The sequence below is a fragment of the Pseudomonas sp. ACM7 genome (assembly GCF_004136015.1).
Taxonomy (GTDB): Bacteria; Pseudomonadota; Gammaproteobacteria; order Pseudomonadales; family Pseudomonadaceae; genus Aquipseudomonas; species Aquipseudomonas frigoris.
The window spans coordinates 4,766,466-4,787,926 of the sequence record NZ_CP024866.1 but is presented as its reverse complement, the minus strand read 5'-3'; the positions used below and the strand labels follow the sequence as shown (position 1 = coordinate 4,787,926).

At 57.2% G+C, this 21,461-nt stretch carries 32 protein-coding genes; 2 read left to right on the top strand and 30 right to left on the bottom strand.

Going from position 1 to position 21,461, the window contains the following annotated elements:
* Positions 1 to 16: 16 nt before the first annotated feature.
* The 4 genes from CUN63_RS22790 to CUN63_RS22775 are packed head-to-tail and all read right to left on the bottom strand — an operon-like array spanning position 17 to position 4,726.
* Complete coding sequence (locus CUN63_RS22790; RefSeq protein WP_129442730.1) at positions 17 to 1,126, bottom strand: phage late control D family protein; 1,110 nt, start codon at positions 1,124 to 1,126, stop codon at positions 17 to 19.
* Positions 1,114 to 1,320: a tail protein X gene (locus CUN63_RS22785; protein ID WP_129442728.1), complete on the bottom strand. Its 207-nt coding sequence runs from the start codon at positions 1,318 to 1,320 to the stop codon at positions 1,114 to 1,116. The genes CUN63_RS22790 and CUN63_RS22785 overlap by 13 nt, the downstream gene beginning before the upstream one ends.
* Entirely contained in the window at positions 1,320 to 2,201 is an 882-nt protein-coding gene (locus tag CUN63_RS22780) for a phage tail protein (RefSeq protein WP_129442725.1), read from the bottom strand. Before CUN63_RS22780 ends, CUN63_RS22785 begins: the two co-directional genes overlap by 1 nt.
* A complete protein-coding gene (locus CUN63_RS22775) occupies positions 2,201 to 4,726 on the bottom strand; it encodes a phage tail tape measure protein (RefSeq protein ID WP_129442722.1) in 2,526 nt (841 codons plus the stop codon). The genes CUN63_RS22780 and CUN63_RS22775 overlap by 1 nt, the downstream gene beginning before the upstream one ends.
* Before the next feature lie 19 nt (positions 4,727 to 4,745).
* On the opposite strand from CUN63_RS22775, the gene CUN63_RS22770 reads away from it, so the two are divergent.
* A complete protein-coding gene (locus tag CUN63_RS22770) occupies positions 4,746 to 5,006 on the top strand; it encodes a hypothetical protein (protein ID WP_129442720.1) in 261 nt (86 codons plus the stop codon).
* 59 nt (positions 5,007 to 5,065) lie between these two features.
* Here the strand turns inward: CUN63_RS22770 and CUN63_RS22765 are convergent, their stop codons facing one another.
* Both CUN63_RS22765 and CUN63_RS22760 read right to left on the bottom strand, forming a co-directional pair.
* The gene (locus CUN63_RS22765; RefSeq protein ID WP_129442717.1) at positions 5,066 to 5,380 is read right to left on the bottom strand and encodes a phage tail assembly protein; all 315 of its coding nucleotides are present in this window, start codon (positions 5,378 to 5,380) and stop codon (positions 5,066 to 5,068) included.
* Positions 5,381 to 5,553: 173 nt separating this feature from the next.
* The gene (locus tag CUN63_RS22760; RefSeq protein ID WP_129442714.1) at positions 5,554 to 5,790 is read right to left on the bottom strand and encodes a hypothetical protein; all 237 of its coding nucleotides are present in this window, start codon (positions 5,788 to 5,790) and stop codon (positions 5,554 to 5,556) included.
* Between CUN63_RS22760 and CUN63_RS22755 the strand changes: the two genes are divergently transcribed.
* Complete coding sequence (locus tag CUN63_RS22755; RefSeq protein WP_129442711.1) at positions 5,789 to 6,232, top strand: hypothetical protein; 444 nt, start codon at positions 5,789 to 5,791, stop codon at positions 6,230 to 6,232. The two genes, CUN63_RS22760 and CUN63_RS22755, sit on opposite strands and share 2 nt — an antisense overlap.
* 1 nt (position 6,233) lies before the next feature.
* Here CUN63_RS22755 and CUN63_RS22750 read toward each other — a convergent pair whose 3' ends face one another.
* From CUN63_RS22750 to CUN63_RS22635, 24 genes are all read right to left on the bottom strand, one after another.
* A complete protein-coding gene (locus tag CUN63_RS22750) occupies positions 6,234 to 6,758 on the bottom strand; it encodes a phage major tail tube protein (protein WP_129442708.1) in 525 nt (174 codons plus the stop codon).
* The gene (locus CUN63_RS22745; protein WP_129442705.1) at positions 6,759 to 8,183 is read right to left on the bottom strand and encodes a phage tail sheath subtilisin-like domain-containing protein; all 1,425 of its coding nucleotides are present in this window, start codon (positions 8,181 to 8,183) and stop codon (positions 6,759 to 6,761) included.
* 5 nt (positions 8,184 to 8,188) lie between these two features.
* Positions 8,189 to 8,422 (bottom strand): hypothetical protein, encoded by a 234-nt coding sequence (locus CUN63_RS22740; protein ID WP_129442702.1) that lies wholly within the window; start codon positions 8,420 to 8,422, stop codon positions 8,189 to 8,191.
* Positions 8,419 to 8,907 carry a Gp37 family protein gene (locus CUN63_RS22735; protein WP_129442699.1) on the bottom strand — a complete coding sequence of 163 codons (489 nt, stop codon included), beginning with the start codon at positions 8,905 to 8,907 and terminating at the stop codon, positions 8,419 to 8,421. Before CUN63_RS22735 ends, CUN63_RS22740 begins: the two co-directional genes overlap by 4 nt.
* Positions 8,907 to 9,338, bottom strand: coding sequence for a gp436 family protein (locus tag CUN63_RS22730; protein ID WP_129442696.1), 432 nt, complete (start codon positions 9,336 to 9,338; stop codon positions 8,907 to 8,909). The genes CUN63_RS22735 and CUN63_RS22730 overlap by 1 nt, the downstream gene beginning before the upstream one ends.
* Before the next feature lie 8 nt (positions 9,339 to 9,346).
* The gene (locus tag CUN63_RS22725; protein WP_129442693.1) at positions 9,347 to 9,679 is read right to left on the bottom strand and encodes a DUF2190 family protein; all 333 of its coding nucleotides are present in this window, start codon (positions 9,677 to 9,679) and stop codon (positions 9,347 to 9,349) included.
* On the bottom strand, positions 9,676 to 10,029 hold the full coding sequence (locus tag CUN63_RS22720; protein ID WP_129442691.1) for a hypothetical protein: 354 nt from the start codon (positions 10,027 to 10,029) through the stop codon (positions 9,676 to 9,678). Before CUN63_RS22720 ends, CUN63_RS22725 begins: the two co-directional genes overlap by 4 nt.
* Before the next feature lie 7 nt (positions 10,030 to 10,036).
* Positions 10,037 to 10,960, bottom strand: a complete 924-nt coding sequence (locus CUN63_RS22715) for a hypothetical protein (RefSeq protein WP_129442688.1) — start codon at positions 10,958 to 10,960, stop codon at positions 10,037 to 10,039.
* A 12-nt stretch (positions 10,961 to 10,972) separates the two neighbouring features.
* Positions 10,973 to 12,079 carry a peptidase gene (locus tag CUN63_RS22710; protein WP_129442686.1) on the bottom strand — a complete coding sequence of 369 codons (1,107 nt, stop codon included), beginning with the start codon at positions 12,077 to 12,079 and terminating at the stop codon, positions 10,973 to 10,975.
* A gap of 235 nt (positions 12,080 to 12,314) precedes the next feature.
* Complete coding sequence (locus CUN63_RS22705) at positions 12,315 to 12,791, bottom strand: phage virion morphogenesis protein (protein ID WP_129442683.1); 477 nt, start codon at positions 12,789 to 12,791, stop codon at positions 12,315 to 12,317.
* Between the two features lie 10 nt (positions 12,792 to 12,801).
* A complete protein-coding gene (locus CUN63_RS22700) occupies positions 12,802 to 13,632 on the bottom strand; it encodes a phage minor head protein (RefSeq protein ID WP_129442680.1) in 831 nt (276 codons plus the stop codon).
* Entirely contained in the window at positions 13,632 to 15,128 is a 1,497-nt protein-coding gene (locus CUN63_RS22695) for a DUF935 family protein (protein ID WP_129442678.1), read from the bottom strand. Before CUN63_RS22695 ends, CUN63_RS22700 begins: the two co-directional genes overlap by 1 nt.
* Entirely contained in the window at positions 15,125 to 16,624 is a 1,500-nt protein-coding gene (locus tag CUN63_RS22690; RefSeq protein ID WP_256657570.1) for a hypothetical protein, read from the bottom strand. The genes CUN63_RS22695 and CUN63_RS22690 overlap by 4 nt, the downstream gene beginning before the upstream one ends.
* Positions 16,625 to 16,725: 101 nt before the next feature.
* Entirely contained in the window at positions 16,726 to 17,277 is a 552-nt protein-coding gene (locus tag CUN63_RS22685; RefSeq protein WP_129442672.1) for a phage protein Gp27 family protein, read from the bottom strand.
* Between the two features lie 2 nt (positions 17,278 to 17,279).
* Entirely contained in the window at positions 17,280 to 17,573 is a 294-nt protein-coding gene (locus tag CUN63_RS22680) for an ArsR family transcriptional regulator (protein WP_129442669.1), read from the bottom strand.
* Complete coding sequence (locus CUN63_RS22675; RefSeq protein ID WP_129442666.1) at positions 17,570 to 17,875, bottom strand: DUF2730 domain-containing protein; 306 nt, start codon at positions 17,873 to 17,875, stop codon at positions 17,570 to 17,572. Before CUN63_RS22675 ends, CUN63_RS22680 begins: the two co-directional genes overlap by 4 nt.
* Positions 17,872 to 18,093 (bottom strand): TraR/DksA C4-type zinc finger protein, encoded by a 222-nt coding sequence (locus tag CUN63_RS22670; RefSeq protein ID WP_129442663.1) that lies wholly within the window; start codon positions 18,091 to 18,093, stop codon positions 17,872 to 17,874. Before CUN63_RS22670 ends, CUN63_RS22675 begins: the two co-directional genes overlap by 4 nt.
* 6 nt (positions 18,094 to 18,099) lie before the next feature.
* Positions 18,100 to 18,702, bottom strand: coding sequence for a lysis protein (locus tag CUN63_RS22665; RefSeq protein WP_129442661.1), 603 nt, complete (start codon positions 18,700 to 18,702; stop codon positions 18,100 to 18,102).
* Complete coding sequence (locus tag CUN63_RS22660) at positions 18,689 to 18,901, bottom strand: hypothetical protein (protein ID WP_129442658.1); 213 nt, start codon at positions 18,899 to 18,901, stop codon at positions 18,689 to 18,691. The genes CUN63_RS22665 and CUN63_RS22660 overlap by 14 nt, the downstream gene beginning before the upstream one ends.
* On the bottom strand, positions 18,898 to 19,116 hold the full coding sequence (locus CUN63_RS22655; RefSeq protein WP_129442655.1) for a hypothetical protein: 219 nt from the start codon (positions 19,114 to 19,116) through the stop codon (positions 18,898 to 18,900). Before CUN63_RS22655 ends, CUN63_RS22660 begins: the two co-directional genes overlap by 4 nt.
* The gene (locus CUN63_RS22650) at positions 19,113 to 19,604 is read right to left on the bottom strand and encodes a structural protein (protein ID WP_129442652.1); all 492 of its coding nucleotides are present in this window, start codon (positions 19,602 to 19,604) and stop codon (positions 19,113 to 19,115) included. Before CUN63_RS22650 ends, CUN63_RS22655 begins: the two co-directional genes overlap by 4 nt.
* Before the next feature lie 108 nt (positions 19,605 to 19,712).
* Positions 19,713 to 20,219: a hypothetical protein gene (locus CUN63_RS22645; RefSeq protein ID WP_129442649.1), complete on the bottom strand. Its 507-nt coding sequence runs from the start codon at positions 20,217 to 20,219 to the stop codon at positions 19,713 to 19,715.
* A gap of 36 nt (positions 20,220 to 20,255) precedes the next feature.
* On the bottom strand, positions 20,256 to 20,813 hold the full coding sequence (locus CUN63_RS22640; protein ID WP_129442646.1) for a hypothetical protein: 558 nt from the start codon (positions 20,811 to 20,813) through the stop codon (positions 20,256 to 20,258).
* 57 nt (positions 20,814 to 20,870) lie between these two features.
* Complete coding sequence (locus CUN63_RS22635) at positions 20,871 to 21,461, bottom strand: hypothetical protein (RefSeq protein WP_129442642.1); 591 nt, start codon at positions 21,459 to 21,461, stop codon at positions 20,871 to 20,873.

The window sequence follows — 21,461 nt, the reverse complement described above, 5'->3', positions numbered from 1 at the left end:
GTTTGGCTCCCCATTGTCACGCCACCACTTCTTGCTGAATGCCGTAGGTTGTTAAAGCCAGGTCCGGCTTGGTGCTCTCTTGGGTCAATGTGATCGAGGGTGCCGAGATGCGGCAGACTGACTTTTCCACGGTGTAACCACTGCGAGTCATCCGGTGTTGTGAAGATGTGATCAGGTAGTTCCCGCCGAGTTTACCCGCCGCTACCAAGGTCACCACATTGCCGCTGAGCAGGTTCGGCCGACCCATCGCGCCCCAACTGCCGGTAGTGCGTTCGCGGTTAGCCTTGGCCAGGTCCGCTTTGGCTTTGGCCTTGGACTCTTCGGCGGAGGCACTGCGCTTGCGGCTCTTTTTGGTATCACCGCTGGTGGTCGCCTTGCTCACGCTGCTGGGCACCGCGACGGTTTCACCATTTTCGATTTTGTAGGCAATCAGTTTCTTCTTTGCGGGTTCTTTGTGCTTTACCTCGATGGCTTGAGGGACGCTTTTGATCTGATCGCGCAAGTTCACACTGGTTAAGTCCTGGAGCACCAGCGTTGCCACCGGGGCGCCCTTGGCCAACTCACTGATGGCATGAAAGACCATACGGTTGCCGGTCACCTTGAAAGCGTAGTCATATTCGGCTGCCAAGTTGCGCAGGAAGGTCAGATCGGACTCCTGCTGAGTCAGCCGGTCGAGCTTGATCGGCTCAATACTGCCGATCAGCTCCAGCCCCTGACGTGCCGCGATCTGCTTGGCCACGGCATCCAGGGTGGTGTTTTCATAAGCGTGGTGTTCGGTGGTCCGCAATGCCGCCTTAATACCGGTGGCCAAGCCATGAATGGTGATCGTCGAGGGCGGGCAATTAAGCTCTACCTCATCGATCTCAAACCGGCCAAGGGCGCGTAGCGGCTCGCCTTCCCAGCCAATGGACAGGGTCAAGCTGTCGCCATGCCCTGGATACCAGCCATCACGCCACTTACCCTCGGTGTCCTCCAGTTCGACCTCCAGACTGTCAGCCTGGCCTGTGAGATAGTCGGTGTAAGACAAAGAGATCAAGTGCTGGCTGACGTTTCGGGTGATGTTGCTCTGCTGATAGGCCAGCACGAAGCGAGCTTCCGGTACTTGCTTGGGGATCATCGCATCCATGGTGGAAGATCCTCAGTGGTGGCCACGGGTTCAAGTACGGGAATGGCCAAGGTCAAACCTGCTGGTAAAGCGGCGGTAATCGGCACATGGGAGTTGGCCTCTACGATCGGCAAATACCGATGAGCATCACCGTAGTATCGCCATGCCAACTGGTCCCAACGCTCGCCATCGGTGGTGATATGGGGAATAAACATTAAGCCCTCCTGGTCAAGACTTGCGCCGCCAACCCTGCCAAACGGATGCGGGAGCCGTCCATTGTGGTGAGCGCCTGGCCAAGCGACTCGCGGGACGCGGAGAACCGGTCGACGATGTTGCCCAGGTCGACCGGGTTGAGGGCTGATCGAGCACCCATCACACTGCCCAATACGTCCTCACCTAGACGCGACAGATCGGCGCCGTCATCAAGCAACCCGGCCACTGACGTCAGTCCTTGAAGCGGTCCAATGGCCCTGGCCGTAACACCCAGCAATTGCGGAACTTGACCGAGGATCATCGAGGCGTTGCCGCTCTTGACCGTTTCATACAGGTTCTGGCCTGCCTTCAGGATGTTCCCGGCTGTTTTCGCATGACCAATCACCGCCTGGACAGTACTGGGGGATGGCATCAGCCGCGAGATTAGTCCGGGCTTACCAGCAGCCGCCGCCGTTGTGCCATTTAAGGCCGAATCGAGCAGTCCCGGCCGAGCGACCTTACGAGTGAATGCCCCAGTGTATTCCTTCAGGCTTAACTGAACAGTGGCAGCCTTGATCTGGCCCACGGCCGTTGAGCGGCGGATGGCATTGGAGATGTTAGTGATGACGTAGGCACCGAGGTACTCGCCGCTTCCCATCACAAAGGCCAGAGGCTCATGTTTGCTCTTGGCCAGGCGCAGGGTTCGCAACCGCTCCTCGGGATCGCCCAGGACCGGGTGCAGCTCGATGGTCAGGTTGCACTCATCCAGACCTTCACCGATCCACTCCAGCAAAGGTTTCCCCTGGATACGTGCGTGCTCTGCCCAGTCGGCCGATCCGCTTTGCTCCATACCGCTGATGCCACCGGCCACGGTGAATTCGATATCACCCAGGATTGCAAACATCAGGCGATCCCCTCATCAGATGGGCCATAGCTACGGCGGCGCTTGTCGTGCATGTAGCGATCCATCATCCGCGTGAATTCGACATAGCCGGCCTGCAGCCCTTGTTGAACTTGCTGCTGTATTTCCGCACCACCAGGTACGTTGATTTGCGGGGAGAAAGTGAAGCTTGGGCCGCCGCCCATGCCGGAACCCATTCCAGCAGATGCGCCTCCAGCGTTCCCCATCATGCTCGCCCTGGAGACATCAGCCGGATTCGGCGACGCAAGGTCGACACCCGATTGTTCAGCCATGCCCAGTGCCGCTTTTCGGACCAGATCTGACTGCGCACTGATACCAATAGCGGCGCCTTCGCTGATGTTGGCGCCATAGCCCATGAACACTCGGCTTGGAGACTGGATGCCGAGCGTCTCGGTAAACCAGCCTTTGACCGAAGTCCCGACACCGACGACAGCTTCTTTGGCGGCACCTAAGGCATTGCTGATGCCATTGACCAAACCATCAATGATCATGCCGCCGAACTCGGTGAACTTGCCCGGCAGTTCAATTCCGAAGTAACTCATCACTCCGGCAAAGGCTCTGTAGAACATGCCGACCGGAGAGAAGTTAGCCATCAACCCCAAAATGCCTGAGAGACCACCGCTGAAGCCGGCCTTGATCTCCGTCCACAAACCGGCGAAAAAGCCTTTGATCGGCTCCCAGTAGCGATAAATCAGGTAAGCCGCCACGGCGATTCCCGTGATCAGCAGTCCGATAGGGTTCATCATCAAGGCTCGACCCAGCCACAGAATCGCTTGGCCTGCAACGCGCAGACCGAAAAGTAACTTCCCGCCCAGCGCTTGGCCAAGTGCAACGCTACCCCGAGCCAGCCATTTCACGGCTCCGGCACCTTTGCTCATACCATTGATAAGGGGGGCAAACTTACCCATCTGCCACATGCCGCGCAGCAAGGTCCATTTAGAGGACAGTGTTGTGATGGTGGTGCTCATGGCCACGAAGGGCGAAAGCACCAGGTTGGCCCCGTAGGCAGCGCCGATGAAGGCCATCTTGCCGAGCAACAGGCCACCGACCAGGCCGATGACACCTTTGATAAGCGCAGGATTCTCACCGGCCCAGGTGGCGAATGACTGCATCACTGGGATGACAGCTTGTGTAACTTCGACGAGTGCTGGCAACAACGTGCTGCCGATGGTTATTCCTATCTCCGAAAGATTGATCGTCAGCGCTTTTAGCTGCTCCTTCGGGCTCTCCATCCGTTTTTTCCAGTCGGTATCGAGCACACCCTTATCGGCTGCGTCCTTACTACCATTCTGGATACCACTAAGATCCTTCTGATTAGCCAACGCAGGGCGAATAAATGAAAGTACCTGCTGGTCAGCAAACAGCTCACCTAATTTGTAAGCCTCATCCAATCGAGCTAACGCAGTCTGGCGCTCTTTATCGTCTTTAAGATCAAGCGCTTTTCCGTACTCGGCAGCAGCTGCGGGAGCTTTGGTGCCGAGATGAGTAGTCAGGATTTTTATCATTGCCTCAGCGGGAGAAAGCCCCTCGCTGACCAAATTCTTCATGCTGCTTTTAAGATCGATACCAGACTTTTCAAACGCTTTAAGGGTGTCTGGTGCAGTTATTTTCGATAAAAAGTTTTTGAAGTTGTTGGCCGCTTCATCGTTACTGCCAGCACCTCGTCGGGCGATCTGTAGAGAAGCACCGATTTCGGCGACTGCCCGCTCACCAGTCACACCAAGGGCTGCAAACTGGGGCGTAAGTTGCGGCAGCCATTTGGCCATGTCCGCCAGTTCGAACTGACCGCTTTTGCCGGCAAAGGCCAGCATGTTCATTGAGCGTTCAAGTCCTGCGGCGCCGATACCGAGGTTGTCATTCAACGCGATGGCTACAGAGCCGAGGTCATCCATGCTGGCACGGGTGGCGGTAGCTGCTTTGGCCATGACCGGTGCGTATGCAGCAAGCTCCTTGGCACTGGAGACCCCACCTGCGATTAACACTGCTGTGCCAGCAGCGACTTCAGTTTGAGTTTGATTCCACTTGAGTGCGGCGCCTCTCATTACATTGCCGAGCTGCGTTTCCTCTTCTGCATTGAAGCCGCCAGTGATTGCGATGTCATTAGTTTTGTCTTTGAAGTCGATGGCCGTCCGCATCGACTGGACAACTGGCGCACCAATTACAGCCGCTGTTCCAGCCGTTTCCATGGCCTGGCCACGCAGCTCACCCCGTTTGTTTTTGAGGGTTTCACCCCTGGCGATGCTGGTGTTGAGACGGTCTTGCTTAACCTTGAGTTGATCAATGGTGCGGCCGACCTGGTCGTACTGCCGACGCATGCGCTCGATGCCGGTGCCGCCACGCGCCAGGGATGCCACCAGCTCGGTACCGATGAGTTTCTGTTTGGCCGTCAATCCATCAGTAGCACGACCAAGTTGCTGCACGGTGGATTTGGCCGAACCGAATGCAGCACTCAGACTGCCCGATACAGCGGCGCCGATCTTTAGTCCAACCAGAACTTCATTAGCCATAATTTGCTACGCTGTGAGCATGTTTGAGAAGACCGCTTTACGCACCGCTAAAATCCTCTATGCACTGGCCATCGGCGTCGGTGTGATCTGGCTTGCCTGGCTCTGCTTGACGAGCCTGCCAGTGTGGGCAGCGGTTCTGATGTTTTGTCTGGGTCTGCCATTGCTGGCCCTAGCAGCCGCCCCTGTTGCAGCGGGCGGCGCGATGTTGGCGGGAGTGGTGATCGGACTAGTGGTCGTGATTAGCCATTCATTTGCTCGGCGAGTTCGATGCGACGATTGATCTCGCGCTTACAGGTTTCAACCCACCGCCAGTAGTCCACCATGTCCAGTCGGACAATCTCAGACGGCTGCATCCTCAGCACTAGCAACAGTGCCTCGTCCCAGGACTGCAGCAAGGTCTCCTCCATTGGACATTTCCCGCAACACCTCGGTGGCTGACTTAGAGTCAGCGATATCGAATTCACCGAGGTCCTCCAAGGTGATACCCAGCATCTTGGCCACGAGCATGTCTTCGAGCGCGCCTTCGTCTTTGGTGACGGCCTGCGCGGCGCTGATGTCTTTGCGTTTGAGGCGCTTGATAGGCAGCTTCGATATCGTCTCGCCGCTGGCACTCTTGAAAGGGAACTTGAGGGTCAAGCTGATTGTTTCGGCCATCTTTGTTGCTCCAGGTTGTCGGTTTGATCGACTGCTCTAAATGAGCCTTGAGCATTGCACCTGGTCGTGGCGCTGACTTTTAATCGAGTTTAAAGAGAAGCCCCGCACGATGGCGGGGCTTCGGGTTGCCGTCCTGGCGGCTCCAGTCCGTTGGAGCTAGTCCTGGTCATGCGTCAACATTGAGAGCAGCCCTGGCAGCGACACTTCAGTGTGATCTGATAGCGGCCGGTCGCCAACGCCATACTCAGTGCCTCAATCAAAACTTCTTTCGGGGTTCCATCCAGAACCTTGCCCCAGTAATGTTGCGCACGCATGAAGTCGATATCTCGACGTACCTGCATATCCATGCTTTGAATTATTTCATCGCGACTTTTCCCGCTTACTTGCTGTACTTCAGGAGTCAAGGACATGACCACCTCCAATATCAAACGGTTCGACGAACTCACCGGCCAGATACTCGGTGCTTTATATGAGAGTTTTCCGGTACCACGTCATCTACTGCTGAAAGATCTCTTTCCCGATGGTTTATCGTTCGATGACTTTGTGGGATTCGATGTCCCCAACGAACAAGGCGAGTTCCTTTTTGCCTGTATCGACTGGCTAGCCGAATCGGGCTACCTACGCTTCAAGGAGAAGGTTCAAGCGTCTGGGTACGCCGAGTGTGTACTTACCGCTAAAGGTCTTGAGGTGCTGAAGGCAACCCCAGATAGCCTCAGCACCGAATCAAGCCTTGGGGATCAGTTGGTGGACGCGACCAAGACAGGCGCCAAAGGCTTGATCGGTGACCTGGCCGGACAAGCCTTGTCCATCGGCGTCAAGTTTGCTACCACTCACTTAGGTCTACCTGGCTAACTCACGCCTGCCCGATGTTCTGCCTGTACTTGGCCAACTGATCCTGCCCGCCAACCTTGAAGATGTTGGCCAGGTAATCCAGCAGAACTACCTCTTGCCCATCGAGCACCTGTCGAACATACGTTGCCGAAAAAGGCGTCTCGTATTTGGTCGGGTCTCGCGGTTTGTGACTGCCCAGCTGATACTCCTTGCCGGTGATAGTCATCATCGTGACCAACGCGATCTCATTGACCAGGCCGCCGTTGTTAAAGACCTGGACGTTGGACCGGCACTGCAACTGGATGCTTTTGAACGGTGTGACCAGCTTGACGGCGGCATCGTAGTACAAACTGTTCCAGGTGATTTTGCCTTCCAGCTTATCGATGCCGTCAGGCAGCTCGATCAGGCCTACCATGCCCAACCCTTGAAAGTCGCTGGTCACAGTCTTGATCGCGCCCAGATCAATCTCTTCGGCGCGGCCGAAGAAGCTCGCGCCATCAAGATAGATAGCGGCGTTGGAAATACGGTGAGCACTAAAGCCTGCCATTTATGCGGCTCCCAAATTGACCAGGTATTCCCCGGTGATTTCAGTTTCAAAGGTGCCGCGCTCAAATGGCAACGGCACAGTCAGCTTGTAGTTGAACAGCGCATGGCCCAGTTCCAACTCCGTCTGCGGGTTACGTGCAGGGTCATACCAGCACTCGCCACCGATCAACGCGCCGTCGCCGATCAGCTTGCGCATGAATAAGTTGACGCTTTCTGTGATGCTGGTAATCAGCGAACTGGTGATCGGCATGTCCACGAACTGCAATGAGCTGTAACGGATCGACTCGTCGATCACATCCTTGGTGCGCCGCACGTTTTCGAAGTTGCGCATGTGCGTGACGCTGGGCCAAGCCGCAGTGCGGTTACCCCATAAGCGAAGTCCGGTACCGAACGAATTGAAGACAGTGGTGATGCCGTTCTCATTGAGCAGATTGACCTCGCTGCTGGCATCGTCCACGCGAGCGGTCAATGGCCGCTCCAGACCGATCACGCCAACCAGCTCCTGGTTAGAGCTGCTCCACCAGTAGCCCTTGTCGTTGTCGACTTTAGCCCGCAGACCTGCGGCTCGGATCGAGAGCGGCTGCAGACGCTCGCCATTGCTTACTGCGTCGTACACCTTTACATGCGGATAACACAGACGGACACGGTCGCTGCTGGTGTTGAAGTTGATGGCACCTGCAGGACCGCGCCCAGCGATCACCTGCTGCACCGTGGTACCGATGGGAGCATCAACGTAGGTCACTGCACCGACCTGGCCAGCGGCCGCGATCAAATCAACACTCACCGAATTCAAAGTACTGAAGCCTGGCGCAATGAAGATCTTCGGGAAAAAGCCCAGCAAGTTGTAGCTGTCCTGAAACGCCTTCAGGCCAGTGCGACGTCCGGCGACGGTGACACCGCCGATGATATCGGCCGGCGTTACCTTGCTCGGGTCGGCGTGGGTGTAGCTGGCCTTTACCTGGGCGTTTGCAGGAATGGCTCCTGTAGCCAGGCGCTTCACGCGACCGGTGAGCATGGTCACCGTGTAATCGGTGTCGAGTACGAACGACGTAACACCGTCAGCGGACTTCAGTTGCAGCAGTTGCAATGCTCCGTGCCCCAGCTGCAGCAGATCGTTATCCCCGAACTGTTTCACCTGGTCGGCCACATTGGTGCGGTGGATGGCCGGATCGAGCACGTTGACTACCAGCACCGTACCGGTGCCGAAATCATAGATACCCTCCAGCGCTTCCGGAATGCTGAAGCCGGTGAGATGTGAGCCGAACTGCGCTGCATCCTTATCGTTCAAGGACAAGATCAGCTCATTGACCGGACCAATGGGCGCCGTACCGATCAGGGCGATCACTGCCGATTTGACTACCCGGATGGCCCGAGGGCCGCGCTCAACCTCGGTCGTTTCAATACCGTGCAAATAGTTAGCAGGCATGGGCGTTACTCCTGTCCAGATTTCTGAGGCGCAACTGCAGACTTGCTGGCAGGTTTCGCGTCAGGTGGTGCAAGTACCAGATGCTTGAGTTCCAACAACACCAGGGTGTACTCGTGATCGGCCGGTAGCTCTACGGGTTTTCCAGAGAGCAGTTGCACTTCAAGCAACTCGCGGGATTCGCCTACCCGCAGGGAGGCGGCGCTTTGCGGGCCGTTATAAATGTAGCGGGTAAGTGTCATTGGTCTTCCTCGAAATGAGCTTGTTTGAGCAGCGGTCCACCTTCGGGATCCATGATCTGCAGCTGAGTGGCACGAAGAGCGAAGTCCTGGCCGTATTGCCACAGCCCAGTTATCTGGCCGATGAATTGCTCGGCAACAGGACGGCACGCCTGGTCACAGTGAGGTGCATACCAGCCGGTCAGGCATGTGCGGATCTGATCGAGGTAGCTGATCACACCGTCTTTGCCATTGAGCTGGCGAAACACCAGGGTCAACCTGACGACGATGTTGCGTGCCTGGAACATCGCGTCACCAGCTTCGGATCCACCGAATGTCGATTTTCCGTAAGCCAGCAAGATCGCCCCACGCGGATGGTTGAGTCGGTAACCCGCTGGATTCTCCGGAAACAACTCGACCATCAACTCCTTGCCGAAGTACTCCTGCAGTCGAGCGCGCATCGCTTCCAGCAATTGCTCGGTTTGAGTTTTTGGCCGGGCTCCGCTCATCAGTAGCGCTCCCATAGATCGCCACCAAATTGCTGGCGGCGTGCGCGAGTACGAATTTCACCAGGTTCTGGCGTGGCTTGGCCGCTGGGCATGCCCAAGGTGACTACGCCATCGCGGATACTTTCCAGGAGCTTGATGGTGTCCTTGCGGTTGTCCTTAACCGCATCAGGTAATGCCCCCTCGGGGCGGCGCTGATACAGCCAGTGTCGCGCCAGGTACACCACTGCATCGCGCAAGACAGTTGGAACCGGATCGAGCGGCAAGTCGTAGCGACCGCGAAGATAGCCATCGACCAGTTCCTCAGCCTGACGGACGCTGTCCTCGATGACGCTCTCATTCGGTAACTCCGCAGCTGGATCATCATTCGAGAGCTGAATCAGCGTCATTACAGGGATAGCGTTGCCGATATCGGCGCGAGTGCAGTAGCGCATGGTTGACCTCAGATGCCTCGAACGATGCGGATAACATCACCAGCGGCAGTCGCAACATCCATGGCGAAACCGTTGGGCACGCCTGCAGCGAGTTTCACCGCTCGGCCAGTGGCATCAGACTCCACTTGGTCACCGACCGCCACTGCACCACCGCTGGTGATCAGGCAAATACCCAGAACACTGATCGGAGCCACGTTGTCGGCTTCGGTGTCGGCTTGGACTGTGCCCAGGGCCTTGGCACCGGCAGCGCACAAGGCGCCAGAGAAGCCGGCGAAACGGTTACGTGGCAGATCGACCAGGGCCACGACCGAAGTGATGAGAATAGGTTGTTGAGTCTTCATTTTTTGCTCCAGGACGGTTCGATAATTCGGCGATACAACAGTGGACTCGCCTCCTTATCACTCAAGAAAATTTCGTCGCCCTGGTGATACCAGGTGCCGTCGTGCAGCACGGACGAAACCTCGGTCACCAGATAGCCAGCCAGTTCCGGCGTGCCCGTGACACCACCTGGAGCAGCAGCTGCATCAGCAGCCGGTGCGCTTGGTGACGGGATTGCCGGAGCAGCAGGTGCAGCCTCTGCCAGCGGAGGTACTGCAGCCGCTGCTGTGGTTTGGTTGACATCACCCTGAGCCACATCAGCGGCCTTTTCCGAAGTGCCACCCTGGTCTTGCTCTGTCTTCTTAGCTGCCATGGGAACCTCAGCCGTTGATGTCGGAGATCAGGTAACCAGCATCCGAGCCCACGACCACGGGCTTATAGATGTCGGTGTTACGAACGTAACGAACCTTGCCGCCAGCGGTATCGAACGTATCGATTTCCGGCATGCCCTTACGACGCAGGGTGTAGCCGAAGCTCGGCTCTTCGTAGTCCGTCTGTGAGCCTCCCGCTGGCTTGGCCACATAGGCCAGGGTGAGGTTGTCGCCCCAGATGTCAGAGGTATTGGTGGCACCAGAGAGGGCTTCGCCGATCAGGATGTTCTCGATACCGAACAACGCCTTGAGGTGCTCGACGGTAATAAGCTTGCGCTCATCGGCACCCAGGGCAGCCCAAAGCTTGGGGTGAAACTTCAACGACTGGTACACAGAGGCACCCATGGTCATCGTGTTAGGGCGAATACCGATGCGGCTACGGATCACTTCCTTGCCGTTTTCCACCACACCGATGGGGTCACCACCGCCATTACTCCATTGGCTGGAGCCGGCCAGGGTGACCTTCGCGCCCGCCGCGAAAGTGCTCGGGTTCTGCGCAAGCTTGGCGCAGGTCACTTCACGGCGCAGATCGATGACATTGACCACGCGACGAGACGCCCGTGATTCGGCGTCGAACATGGATTCGTTCTGCTCGCGATAGTCGACGGGATAAGCGATGTCATGTTCACGAAGCACAACATCCAGACCATCCAGGTCATCCGGGGTCATGATGTTGGACTGGGCACGAATGGCCCGCTCGGTATCGTAAAGCTCGAAAGCCTCTTTACCGAACAGCGGGATGATCCCGGCTTCCTTGTCCATCAACGCGATAGGGAACAAGCCCTCGCCGATGTACTGGGCGTTGCGATAGCCCCGCGCCAGGTTGGTGAGGACCGGGTCAACGACCCGCAGTTTGCTCAAACGGTCAGCCATGATGACTCCTTGTTACTTGATGAGCTGGCGAACCGCCGACTCGTAGGGAATGTTTTTGTCAGCGGCCAAAGCACTTGCACGGTTGTGCAGGCTCAAGCGATCCGGATCGGTGTTCTTCTCGGCGAACTCCAGATCGACGCTGACGTTGAGGTCGCCTTGACGGCCTTTGCTCGCCTGCTCAGCAAAGTCGATCTGTGCCGGCAGGTCGTCGAAGATCGCCTTGAGCCCTTCGATGACCGGCTTGCGCTCTTTGCCTTCGCCGAACTCCAGCGGTTCATCGCCGGCTTCGGCGAAGTCCAGTGCAGCAATCAGCGCGGCAACGTGTTTGGGCAGTAGCTTGCCCGCACCGACCAGTTCTTCAGCGAAAGCAAGATTCTTGGTATGACGTTGATCGGCCTGATCCTTTCGCTGCTGGGCCAAATGTTCATCCAGCGCGGTTTGGAGACGCTTGTTCTCCGCCGTCAGGGCGGCCTGTTCCGTTGGGCTCACGGTGTGTTCCTCGATGATGGGTTTGCGGGGTTGGTTGGGTTCGGTGAATGAGGGTCGGACATCGTCGCGGAGGGCTTCGGCAGCCAGGTTGTCCACGTCCCAACCAGGCACTACCTGGTCAGCCGCTTCCTGGCCGAACTGACCAATAAGCCATTCGCGTAAGCGACGGAAGACGCCGGCCGTGATGCTGTCGCCGAAGTCGCCAAACTCGATGACGCCTTCCTCATCTTCTGCCAGCTCGATGGGGCGCAGGCCTTTCACGGATGGCGGTTGCGCACCGAGGAAGCCGACATGGCGCAGGTAGTACACGCCCGGTACCGGGTTGTTCGCGGCATCGGGGTGATAGAAGGAGGCAGAGATTTTCTTGTAACTGCCCTTGCTCACAAGTTCAGCGAACGCAACATCGACTTGTTGTGTTTCGGCCATCAGCCCCAGCGCGGATGCCGACAACGCCTTAACCCATCCAGCGGCCGGTGCATCGTGCTTGGGATGGCCAATGACCAAAGGGGCTTCGTGCAAGGCTGGATCGTAGGCAAGCACTGTGGCAGCCAAATCTGACTCGCCGAAATTGATACTGACGCCGTTCATGGCGACGTGCGTACCTGGCTTGAAAATATGGAGTGGCTTCATGGGCTGTGCGCTTCGGTTGAAGGTGATACGCACAGCCTGAGCCAATGATTGGCCCAGGACTTTTAATCGAGTTTAAAGAGTGCTGCGGGAGGCTTGATGCGGTCGAGGTGCGATTGGCACCCGCGCAGTGTGGTTGGAGTGAGGCGGCAAGGCTTTATAAAGCTTTTACAACGATCTTGACCTGTGAGGTTCGATGAACCGCAGCCACATACGCGCTCAGGCGCTTCTGAAGGGCTTACAGGCGAGCGGCTTTTTCCAGGTGACTCATGGCGAGTTCCAGGATGGCGTCCTCTGTCTCGGGCTGCAGCTCACCCTCGGCGTTCATCGGCAAGTATGGGCGACCTGGAATGTCGCCCCACAGATGGGGGAAGTCCGACTTGTCACCACCGAACTGCATCATTGCCGCATAGGGTTTGTTACTACCGACCAGTGCTGAGCTGTCAGTCGCACGAGTAGTGACCGAAGCGGCCAACCCTGCCGCACTGACCTGAAGCATCTGGCCTGGCCAGTTGCCGTTTTTTTCGCGGCGCGTGGTGGTGACATCGGAGAGGTCGGCCCAATCCGGGCGACCTTCCTCTTCGAAGTTTTCCTCGGTCTGGCTGCCCAGCTCAGCAGCGATGCCGCGCATCAGTGGCGCGAGATCACCCACGGCCCACTCAACCTTACGCAGGACGGTCTGTAAACGTTGGTGGTCCAGTTCGACGGTGAACATTTGAAACCTCCTAAGCGGCTGCCTGTTTGCGCTTGAGCATATCGGCGAGACCAGTACCTGGTGCGTGGTTGAAGCCAGGATCGGTGCGGAATGTGATGGCTTTGCCTGCGGCGTCAGTTGTACGGATGCCGGTGACAGGAGCGGTTCTGATCTCGCCCGTACGTTTGTCGGTGCCGGTCTCCACTGTTTCGGTGAACATATGGCCTTCGCTCGACACGACCTTCAAACCTCGGCGTTTCACTGCGGCTTCGCTCAAGGCGACAACACGGCAACGACAGTTGAAACCATTGGGCGGGAAGATCGCCGCCCAGATCGGGTCATCATGACGGAACACTTGACCGTGCAGCGCCCGGTGACTCGGCCGGGTCTTGCCGTCCAGGATGGCGATGTACATCCAGTACGGATGGGTGTCGGTGGTTTCTTCCATGCTGGCCTTGCGGCCGGCCATGTAGGCGCTCTGCAGGTTGGTTTGATAGATCGTCCTGAGACGGCGCGGGCTGCCCAACTGGACCAGCTCACCGACACCTTCACTGTCGACAATGACCTGCTGGCCCCACCAGCCCTGCGATTCCAGAGTGGGCTGCAACGCGGCGATGAATTGTTTGAGGGTCTGGCCATCTTGCAATGCGGTTTCCAGGGCGCCGCGAATGTCCGACAGCAGATCAAGGCGCATGGCCTTGGCCACGGTGAAGGATTGGTCGTGCGCCTGGTCGAGCATTTCCTGCCAGTTCCAGGTGATCGCGTAGCCTTTGGACTTCAGGTAGGCCAAGGCGTTTTCCGGCTCAAGGCCGAAGATGGCCTTGAGGTCGGCCGGATTCGGGGCTTTCGTGGTGGTTGCCATCAGTCCACCCGATCCGCACTGGCATTCAAGCGGCCCCAGATGTCCGCCACGAATAGCAGCCGTGTGAGGTTTTCCTGAAGTGCCTGGTCATCCATCTGCGGGAACGCTTCGGCCAGAAGGCCGAGGGCTTCGGTATCAGAGCGCGCTCGCAACAACGCCTCGATCACCGGAGCAATGATCTGTTCGCTCTGATTCTGGAGCAGATCGGCAGGTAGATTGTTGATGACCTGGTCGAGCGCCACCTGGTCGAGGATGGGTTTCAACGTGGACTCGGCAAACTCCGATGACTCAGCTGGTGCTGCTGTTTCGTCCAGGTCACCGTCCTGCAGGTTGTAGGTGCGCTTCCAATACTGCGGTGTGAATTTCACCCCCGACTCGCTCAGCGATTTATCGCGGTCGGCCTGGGTTTTGTCGATCTCTTCCTGTTCCCACAATTCGTACATCGGTGCCGCGACGTTTTCGCCAAAGTTCAGATCGACGATTCGTCGAATGATCGCGTTCATGGTCGCGGCGACAATGCCCTTGTCACCATCACGGATCTCGCGGACAACTTCCAAACCTGCCGTCGCGCTGGCCTTGTTGCTGCTCGCCTCGGTGGTTTGGTTCTGCCCCAGCAGTCCAACGTTGATCTCACTGCGGCAATAAACCAGCAGCTCACGATAGACCTCGGCGCTGCCAGCCTTGCCTGCGGCTTCGACAATCTCAACGCTAGAGTCATTCGGGATCGCGGCAACCGCGTCCTGGACCATTGCCTCCAGGCTGTCGAGCAGCAGATCAGTTTCACCTGAGGTGGCGCCACGCGGATGCTTGCCAATCACCCAAGGCGAGCCGTACTTCTCAGTGAACTGGACCCAGAATTTCAGCCCGCCTTTCATGAAGATCACTGGCCAGAAGCACATGGACAGATCAGCGAAGCCATACGGGTTGTTGTAGGTCGCATCCTGGCGGGCCACGACAAAGCGTTGCGGATTGCACAGCTCACCGGTCAAGCCTGCATCGCGTGCACGGAAACGCAGGTTGTTGTCCTGGTCATACAGGAACCACTCAGCGGGCTTGCCCAGCAGATCCTCAGGAACAAGGTTGAGCCCCACAGGACGCCACATCAGTTCAATGGGTTGAAACCCGAACAACGGTGCATCCAGCATCTCGCGGATGATTCGATCAAGATCAAGGTCGGTCAGCCAATCACGAATGAAGCGCTCGACCCGAACGGGCGCATCGCCACGCTTCAGATCTCGCTCCAGGGCGAGCACCGACGACTTGCGGCGGCGGATGTTGCCGCCGACAAGGGCCGAGCTGCGAAGGTCGCGATAGACCGTGATGTCTTTGCCTTGGGCTTTGAGGATTGGGTCGGGGTTCGGCAGGTACATGCCGAGCGCCTGAGCGTCAAAGCTACGGGCTCGGCTGGCGATATGGTCGGTCAACCCCTTGTCACGCTTCGGCTCGGCGAAGTTGACGAACTCGGTGGGGGTAACCCACACACCTTTACTTTTCATGCGTACCCCTGAGTCATACGGGCGCCCTGACGTGGACGACGGGATTTAACGGAGACCGGTCCTGCATCGCTCTCCAGTGTTGCGAAGTTGGCCAATGAACCAGCGCCTGCGAAGTCACCGTGACGGTAGAGATCCGGGTCTTTGAGGTCTTGCGAGCGGGCTTTAACAATCTGAGGAATGCCCTCGACCATCTCAATCGAGCGAACGTCTTGCTGCAGCGAATCATCCTGAGGGATGGTGATCGTGCCGTCCTCAAAGAGCTGGATGAACCTCGGCATCCAGGCGCCGTACCAAGCACGACTGAGTTTCACTTGTTGAATGCGGTCATGGCCAAGTTCATCCGCTATTTCCTCGGCGAGGGTTTCACCGCTACCCGTGGCGTCGAAAGCCGCACCGACAAAGCGCGGCAGTCGGCGCAGGATGTAAAGCACGATCTGCTTCTGTTGACGGTATGGCACCTTGTGCATTTCCACCACGAAGGGCACGTCGCGGTGCCGAGACTGGTCGACGGACATCGGGCAGATGACCGAAAAGTCCCGATGACGCGCATAGTCCATGCCCAGGTAATGCCGAAGTTCGGGCGTCAGCGCCTGCACCAGTGGCGCGAGATAGCGTTCAATCCAGTCATCGACGTACGCTTCACGGCGGGCAAGCGACTGCAGCGTAAAATCATCGTCCAGCGCGAGACGTAACACCGTCCGACCTGCGCGCATGGCGTCCTCGATCCACACACCAGGAATGCATACGCCGTTGCCATCGCGGGGAACGGCGTCCAGCTCTTCGCGCATCTGCGCCTTCCGTGGGCCGTAAGCGTTGCGGATCTTCTTGTACCAGGCTTCCTTTTCTTCCGCAGTGGCCACCTTGCCGGCCATGAAGCACACCCGCTCATACAAACCATTGGCAACGGCATCGTCAAAGGTGGCCCGGTAGACTTCGGCGCTGTCGCCGTAGCGTTCTTCCCGGATATCGTTGACCATTTGGTTGAACGGATTGCCCTTGCCGTTGTGGGTACTGATGATGACGATCCGGCCGCCCCAAATCAGCAGCGCCGTGGCGGCATCCAGCACGGCAGACACGTCACGGTGAAACGCGGCTTCGTCGATGATGACCTTACCCTGCAAACCACGCACGCCAGCCGGGTTGCTGGACAAGGCGACGATCTTGAAGCCCGACGCGTAGCGGATACGGTAGGCATTGATCTGCCGGGTGTTGCCCGCTTCGTCCTGGTCGTCGAACAGAAACTCCTCGATCTCGCTGACGCCCGACGCCTGAGCCTCGGCCATCACCCGGCTGAACTTGGCGCAGTAGCCGATGAACTCCAGGCCCTTTTCCTTGGTGTCGCCGATGTAGAAACAATCCATGCCGCCCGCAGATTTTTGCGAAGCAGCGGTGATGACCGAATCCAATGCCTCGGCGAAGGTGATGCCGGTACGTCGGCCTTTTTCACAAAGCTTGATCTGCGCATCGATGCCCAGCCATTCAGACTGGTGGGCCATTAAGATCCCTTCGATAAGCGGGTTGTATCCTTCGGGGATTTCCCGAACGCTCGGTGGTAGTTCATCCCATTCAATGACACGTAGCGTGCTGGCTGAGGGTTTCATTGCTTCACGCCCAGGAATTTCTGGCGCCAGAACATGGCCTGGTCTTCGGTCATGCCCTTGGCCTTAACGGCGCTATCCAGCTCAGTTGCTTGCTCCTGGAGCAGGCGATCACGTCCGGCCTGTTCTGCAGCTTGACGCTCCTTCATGCTCAACGTGCGAGCCTGCATGGTGTTCTTGGCCGCTCGCGCCAACTCGGCAACTTCCTTGGTGGTCACCTCATCTTTTTCATGCGCCCCCATAGCGGCCTGGTAAGCCAGGGTCGATATTGCCTCGACCAGCAAGGCGCCGGTTTTGTCGGTGGAGTCCTCACCGAACGCACCAACAAACGCTTCCGCCTGCTCACGATGCTGGCGGGCCTTTTCGGTCAGCAGGTCAAACCCCATCTTGAAGCGACCCAGCGCGCTACGACTGGGGGCTTTCTCATTGGGGAAGCGCGCCTGGATGTCAGAGAGCATGTCATCCAGCGTCATGCGATCTTCACGCAGCAGCTTCTGGATGTACGCCTTGACCATCGGCGGCAGACGGTTGATGGATGACTTGCCCGCCATGGTTATGCCCCCGGCCGTTTGATACCAGGAACGCGAGCGCGCCCCGCAGCAATGTCTTGGCCACGCTCAGTGAGTGTGGCCACCAGCACCGGGCCGACATCGGCAACAGTCAGAGCGCCTTGCTCAGCCAGCCAATGCAGCTCGGTTTTCACCTGGTCACGGCTGAGGGTGTGGCCATAGCTATCAAGCGCCATGGTCAGCACAGAACTGTTGGCGCGATAAGCCGTCATCTCGACCAGTAGGCGCAGGATCACCAGGCGAACGTCTTGGCGGATAAAATCGGCGTATTGAGTCATGCTTTTTCTCGCAATAAGTAATCATTGATCCGGTCCAGCGAACGAGCTAAAGGGCCGAGCGCTTCCTTGACCCCCGACAGTTCGGCGCGTACGGCTTTCATGTCGCCCAGCAGATCGGTAACGGCCGTCTGGTCTGGAAGGTGTCGGACGTGTTCTTCCAGGGCAACGATGCGTGTGCGCAGCTCCAGCAGCTCCTGAGCGCTGGCGGCCTGACGTTTGGTCAGCCATGTGTAGAAACCAAGTACCGTGAGGATCAACCACTGCACGGTTTGGAAACCGAAGTTGAGTTCGTTCAAGTTCATTCAAAACCCCGCGTGGCCAAGTGTTCCAAGGCGTCTATGCAATCAAAACAATGTTCGGTACCAGGCTCCGCCTGGCGACGGTCTTCGGGAATGGCGTCACCGCATTCCTCGCAGCGATAGGCCGAACGGCCCGAGCGCCGCTGCAATCCGCTATGTCGGACTCGCAATACGGCCTCTTCGATGTCGTCTTCTTCTGTAGCGTGTTCAGCTACATCCATAGGGCGTCAGTCCTTTTCTTGGAGATCAAGCAGGGCATTGAGTTGGACCAGGTTGGATCGGGCCCACACGCCGTAGTCCTGGGCGTGGGCAAGGATGTCGGCCGGAGTGACGCCGCTTTCCAGTAGCTCGGTGTCAGTGCCGGTGGCGGGCCAGGCCGCTTTTTCAGAAGACGTGGCAGCGGTGCCTTGTCCTGAGGTGGGCACACCGAGGGCGGTGTTGTAGTCGCGCAACCAGCCAGCAGTGAACACGCAACGAGGGATAGGCTTAGCAACAGCGCCAGGCGCTGCAATGTATTGGGTCGTGACATGGGGGATGCGCTCCTGGAGCTGGCGTTTTTCTTCGGTAAAACGGTCGAAGGCGTCGAACAGCAGGGCCTCGGCTTCGGTGGCACGGGTGATTTGCTGCAGGAGTTGCACGCGATTGGCGGAATCGGCGGCGAGCGCCTGTTCCGCATGGTTGGTTTTGAGGGTTTCCAGCTCGGACTTGCCCAAGGCCTGGGCATACCGAAAGCCGACGCCATAGGCGATTGAGCCGGCCGCCGTGGCACTGAGCACGCAGGCCAGCGCGGCGACCGCCAACCCTGACGGCAACCGATCAAGCACGACCATGGTGATGCCTCATACGGTTGCGGGATTTACGCGCACGACGTTTTGCCGCTGCGATACCGGTCTTGCCGTGACGGGAAGGATGAATGATCGTGGGCTTGATCCAGCTGCCAGCCGCTGCGGTGGGAATGGTCCAGCGCCAGGCCCCAATCAACCCCGCCATCAGCGCGGCGAAGGTTCGACCAAACAGATTCAATCTCATGACTGAACCTCCTGATCAGGGCCTTGTTTGATCAGGCGAACGAAAAAGAGCAGCAAGCCCAGACCACTATTGAACGCGGCGTAGGCTCTTGGGGAAAGCTGTGCCTGCCACAACGGCAGCAGCTCCAGTTGAGCGAAGCCAAACAAGGCGATCAACACGCCAAGTTGGACGCTGTAGAGTTTGTAGCAGCAACGCCAATCACAGATCAGTCTCATGCTGCCACCTGACCGTGCACGATGCCGCGTTCGATACCTGCCAGCGCCAGACCGTCAGCAATGATCGCGTCGCCATACCACTGACCACCTGGTAACGGGCCGGGTCCGTTTTCATGGCGAATGATCGCTCGCACCAGGGCTCGCATGGTGTCGAAGTTATAGACGTCCAGACCTTCGTAATCAGGATCGATACCAAGGGCACGGGCCACGGTGAGCGCATAGGCCTCGGTGTTGTTTTCGGAGGCCGGCGCCCAGCGCTCGATGATCTCTCTCACGCTGTCGATGCGGCTGCCATCGGCAGCCAGACGTTTATCCTGGTAAGTGATCAATACGCGAGCAATGGCCCGGATACCCCAGCGCGTGGCTGTGTACTGGACGAAGTTGGTGTCGGACTGAGCGACGGCCATACCTTGCCAGCGCACACCTTTAGCGTGGCGGATATTGCCGGGGTTGAAGTTGCGGATACCGCGAGGGGATTCGGGTCGCATGGGACGCCTCCTGTAATGGCGCCGCCAGTTTCGGACGCCAGAAATACACACGCCGCCATGATGGGCGGCGTGGTACAGGAGAGCTTTTAATCGAGTTTAAAGAGGTTGTTAGCCTAGCAGTGCAACTAAGCCGGAAGTTGCAGCACCCAGTACTGCAGACGTTGTAGGGTTTTCAAGAAACGTACGCAACAACCCTTTGGCCATCTCTTTTTCTTGAGGCGTAGCCTGTGCATTGTTAATGCCATGCACCAGCGTTTCTACTGCGCTGCGGATATTTTGGATGTTGTTATCGCCGATCTGAACATTGTTGGCACCATGAAAGTTATAGGTAGGATTCGAGATCTGTGGCTCCTTGGGTTTAGCGCTACCTCTCTGATAGGAAACCACCCAACTTCCCTCATCCATGCCAGACACATAGTTGACTTCTGTGATCGTGAAAAATACCTCCTTACCATTTGGCAGGGGCTGAACAAGCGTGTCACCTTCTTTAGTATCCAGGTTCTGATCAAATGTACGGATCTGGTTTTGCCTAGTGAACAGTGTTTTGAAGGGGCCTGTTCGCTTGCCACTCTCGTCAATTACGTAGCATTTGTCTGTCATCAGGTCATCGAACATTTTTCTGCAAAGCTCCTTTTATTCTCAGTAATTCCATCAACCCTTGCAATGCGACGGTTTGGGCTTTTCGACTACTTCCCTGGTCTCAGGATCAACAGTAAACACCGTGAGGCACTCCCGACCAGCACCAGTTTTCCCCTTTAGATCTGCATCGCTTTCTGCATCCGCCTTCGCTGAAGTCACAGGATTGGCGGAGCGAAGGCAGTCATCTCGCTTTTCCTGATATTCATCAAAAGCCCCTTTAATTGAACCAGGGACTTTTTCAACACCTCCGTTGTGAGCGGCAGCCAGTTGCGCACTCCACCAGGTGCGGGAGGAGTTGCCCGCCGCGAAGCAGCTTCCTAGCGGTTCAAAGATAGTGTTGCCGAACTGACTTTTACCTGAATCCACCAACGAGGAAATGTACTTGCTATGAGCGCCAACGGCAGCAAGATCACCACTCTTTAATATGGCAGCACCATCAGTCATGGCTTTACTTAGGGCATTCATTTGCTTGGTCGCTTGCTCAAACGATTCTGGGCCCGCGCCCTTGAAAGGCTCCGCATGAGCAGTTACAGCCATCGCCAAAACCAGCACGCTTAAAATTTGTTTCATCAGCCACGCTCCCTGTACGAATAACTTATTAACTTTCGACCAGACTCGAAAGCTTCCTCAAAACCAAATCCCCCCAACCAGTACGCCAAAACAAAACAAAACGGTAGCGATCTGTTTATGCGTTACCAAAAACTCTCTGATCGAGATTTCTCTGGGTATGATTTGAGGCGCGTATGGTTGTCTCATCGGTTGAAAGTGTTGAACAAATTCTAATGTTTGTTGAAGCTGCGATTTCTGAAGATTATTGAGCTGAGTCCGGCCGAAGCTCAACTCACAGAAATTGTTCATCTCGTCCTTCGCATCTTTTTCAGCCACTGCACGCAGAACTTTTCCGACCAGCCGACGCTTATCAGCCTCTTCCTGCAAACGCTCCAGCCTTATTTGCATCACATTGCGTGCATCAATGAACTGCTCTGCTGTGATTTCAGATATGGAGGTCACTGCCAGTTGCGCATGGACTGTACGCCAGACATCGCGGGGATCATCACCTAGCTCCTCGCACTTGGCGCGCAGCTGATGGAGCTCTTTGCGCTGTGCAGAAACAAGGCCACGAGTCTCTGTCTTGTCGACGAGATGGATGTTGACGCCGTAGTTATTAATATCGCCCCCAGCCGCTTGGCCAACATCACCATGAAAATCCTGGCTCAT

Bases quoted from the DNA above. Each gene is read 5' to 3' on its own strand.
- CUN63_RS22730 (WP_129442696.1), bottom strand. From the start codon at position 9,338: ATGCGCTACTGCACTCGCGCCGATATCGGCAACGCTATCCCTGTAATG.
- CUN63_RS22785 (WP_129442728.1), bottom strand. From the start codon at position 1,320: ATGTTTATTCCCCATATCACCACCGATGGCGAGCGTTGGGACCAGTTG.
- CUN63_RS22660 (WP_129442658.1), bottom strand. From the start codon at position 18,901: ATGAGATTGAATCTGTTTGGTCGAACCTTCGCCGCGCTGATGGCGGGG.
- CUN63_RS22770 (WP_129442720.1), top strand. From the start codon at position 4,746: ATGTTTGAGAAGACCGCTTTACGCACCGCTAAAATCCTCTATGCACTG.
- CUN63_RS22640 (WP_129442646.1), bottom strand. From the start codon at position 20,813: ATGAAACAAATTTTAAGCGTGCTGGTTTTGGCGATGGCTGTAACTGCT.
- CUN63_RS22745 (WP_129442705.1), bottom strand. From the start codon at position 8,183: ATGCCTGCTAACTATTTGCACGGTATTGAAACGACCGAGGTTGAGCGC.
- CUN63_RS22655 (WP_129442655.1), bottom strand. From the start codon at position 19,116: ATGAGACTGATCTGTGATTGGCGTTGCTGCTACAAACTCTACAGCGTC.
- CUN63_RS22755 (WP_129442711.1), top strand. From the start codon at position 5,789: ATGACCACCTCCAATATCAAACGGTTCGACGAACTCACCGGCCAGATA.
- CUN63_RS22790 (WP_129442730.1), bottom strand. From the start codon at position 1,126: ATGGATGCGATGATCCCCAAGCAAGTACCGGAAGCTCGCTTCGTGCTG.
- CUN63_RS22710 (WP_129442686.1), bottom strand. From the start codon at position 12,079: ATGAAGCCACTCCATATTTTCAAGCCAGGTACGCACGTCGCCATGAAC.
- CUN63_RS22750 (WP_129442708.1), bottom strand. From the start codon at position 6,758: ATGGCAGGCTTTAGTGCTCACCGTATTTCCAACGCCGCTATCTATCTT.
- CUN63_RS22735 (WP_129442699.1), bottom strand. From the start codon at position 8,907: ATGAGCGGAGCCCGGCCAAAAACTCAAACCGAGCAATTGCTGGAAGCG.
- CUN63_RS22705 (WP_129442683.1), bottom strand. From the start codon at position 12,791: ATGTTCACCGTCGAACTGGACCACCAACGTTTACAGACCGTCCTGCGT.
- CUN63_RS22685 (WP_129442672.1), bottom strand. From the start codon at position 17,277: ATGGCGGGCAAGTCATCCATCAACCGTCTGCCGCCGATGGTCAAGGCG.
- CUN63_RS22645 (WP_129442649.1), bottom strand. From the start codon at position 20,219: ATGTTCGATGACCTGATGACAGACAAATGCTACGTAATTGACGAGAGT.
- CUN63_RS22725 (WP_129442693.1), bottom strand. From the start codon at position 9,679: ATGAAGACTCAACAACCTATTCTCATCACTTCGGTCGTGGCCCTGGTC.
- CUN63_RS22760 (WP_129442714.1), bottom strand. From the start codon at position 5,790: ATGTCCTTGACTCCTGAAGTACAGCAAGTAAGCGGGAAAAGTCGCGAT.
- CUN63_RS22675 (WP_129442666.1), bottom strand. From the start codon at position 17,875: ATGAACTTGAACGAACTCAACTTCGGTTTCCAAACCGTGCAGTGGTTG.
- CUN63_RS22715 (WP_129442688.1), bottom strand. From the start codon at position 10,960: ATGGCTGACCGTTTGAGCAAACTGCGGGTCGTTGACCCGGTCCTCACC.
- CUN63_RS22680 (WP_129442669.1), bottom strand. From the start codon at position 17,573: ATGACTCAATACGCCGATTTTATCCGCCAAGACGTTCGCCTGGTGATC.
- CUN63_RS22695 (WP_129442678.1), bottom strand. From the start codon at position 15,128: ATGAAAAGTAAAGGTGTGTGGGTTACCCCCACCGAGTTCGTCAACTTC.
- CUN63_RS22765 (WP_129442717.1), bottom strand. From the start codon at position 5,380: ATGGCCGAAACAATCAGCTTGACCCTCAAGTTCCCTTTCAAGAGTGCC.
- CUN63_RS22700 (WP_129442680.1), bottom strand. From the start codon at position 13,632: ATGGCAACCACCACGAAAGCCCCGAATCCGGCCGACCTCAAGGCCATC.
- CUN63_RS22665 (WP_129442661.1), bottom strand. From the start codon at position 18,702: ATGGTCGTGCTTGATCGGTTGCCGTCAGGGTTGGCGGTCGCCGCGCTG.
- CUN63_RS22670 (WP_129442663.1), bottom strand. From the start codon at position 18,093: ATGGATGTAGCTGAACACGCTACAGAAGAAGACGACATCGAAGAGGCC.
- CUN63_RS22690 (WP_256657570.1), bottom strand. From the start codon at position 16,624: ATGGCCCACCAGTCTGAATGGCTGGGCATCGATGCGCAGATCAAGCTT.
- CUN63_RS22650 (WP_129442652.1), bottom strand. From the start codon at position 19,604: ATGCGACCCGAATCCCCTCGCGGTATCCGCAACTTCAACCCCGGCAAT.
- CUN63_RS22780 (WP_129442725.1), bottom strand. From the start codon at position 2,201: ATGTTTGCAATCCTGGGTGATATCGAATTCACCGTGGCCGGTGGCATC.
- CUN63_RS22635 (WP_129442642.1), bottom strand. From the start codon at position 21,461: ATGAGCCAGGATTTTCATGGTGATGTTGGCCAAGCGGCTGGGGGCGAT.
- CUN63_RS22740 (WP_129442702.1), bottom strand. From the start codon at position 8,422: ATGACACTTACCCGCTACATTTATAACGGCCCGCAAAGCGCCGCCTCC.
- CUN63_RS22775 (WP_129442722.1), bottom strand. From the start codon at position 4,726: ATGGCTAATGAAGTTCTGGTTGGACTAAAGATCGGCGCCGCTGTATCG.
- CUN63_RS22720 (WP_129442691.1), bottom strand. From the start codon at position 10,029: ATGGCAGCTAAGAAGACAGAGCAAGACCAGGGTGGCACTTCGGAAAAG.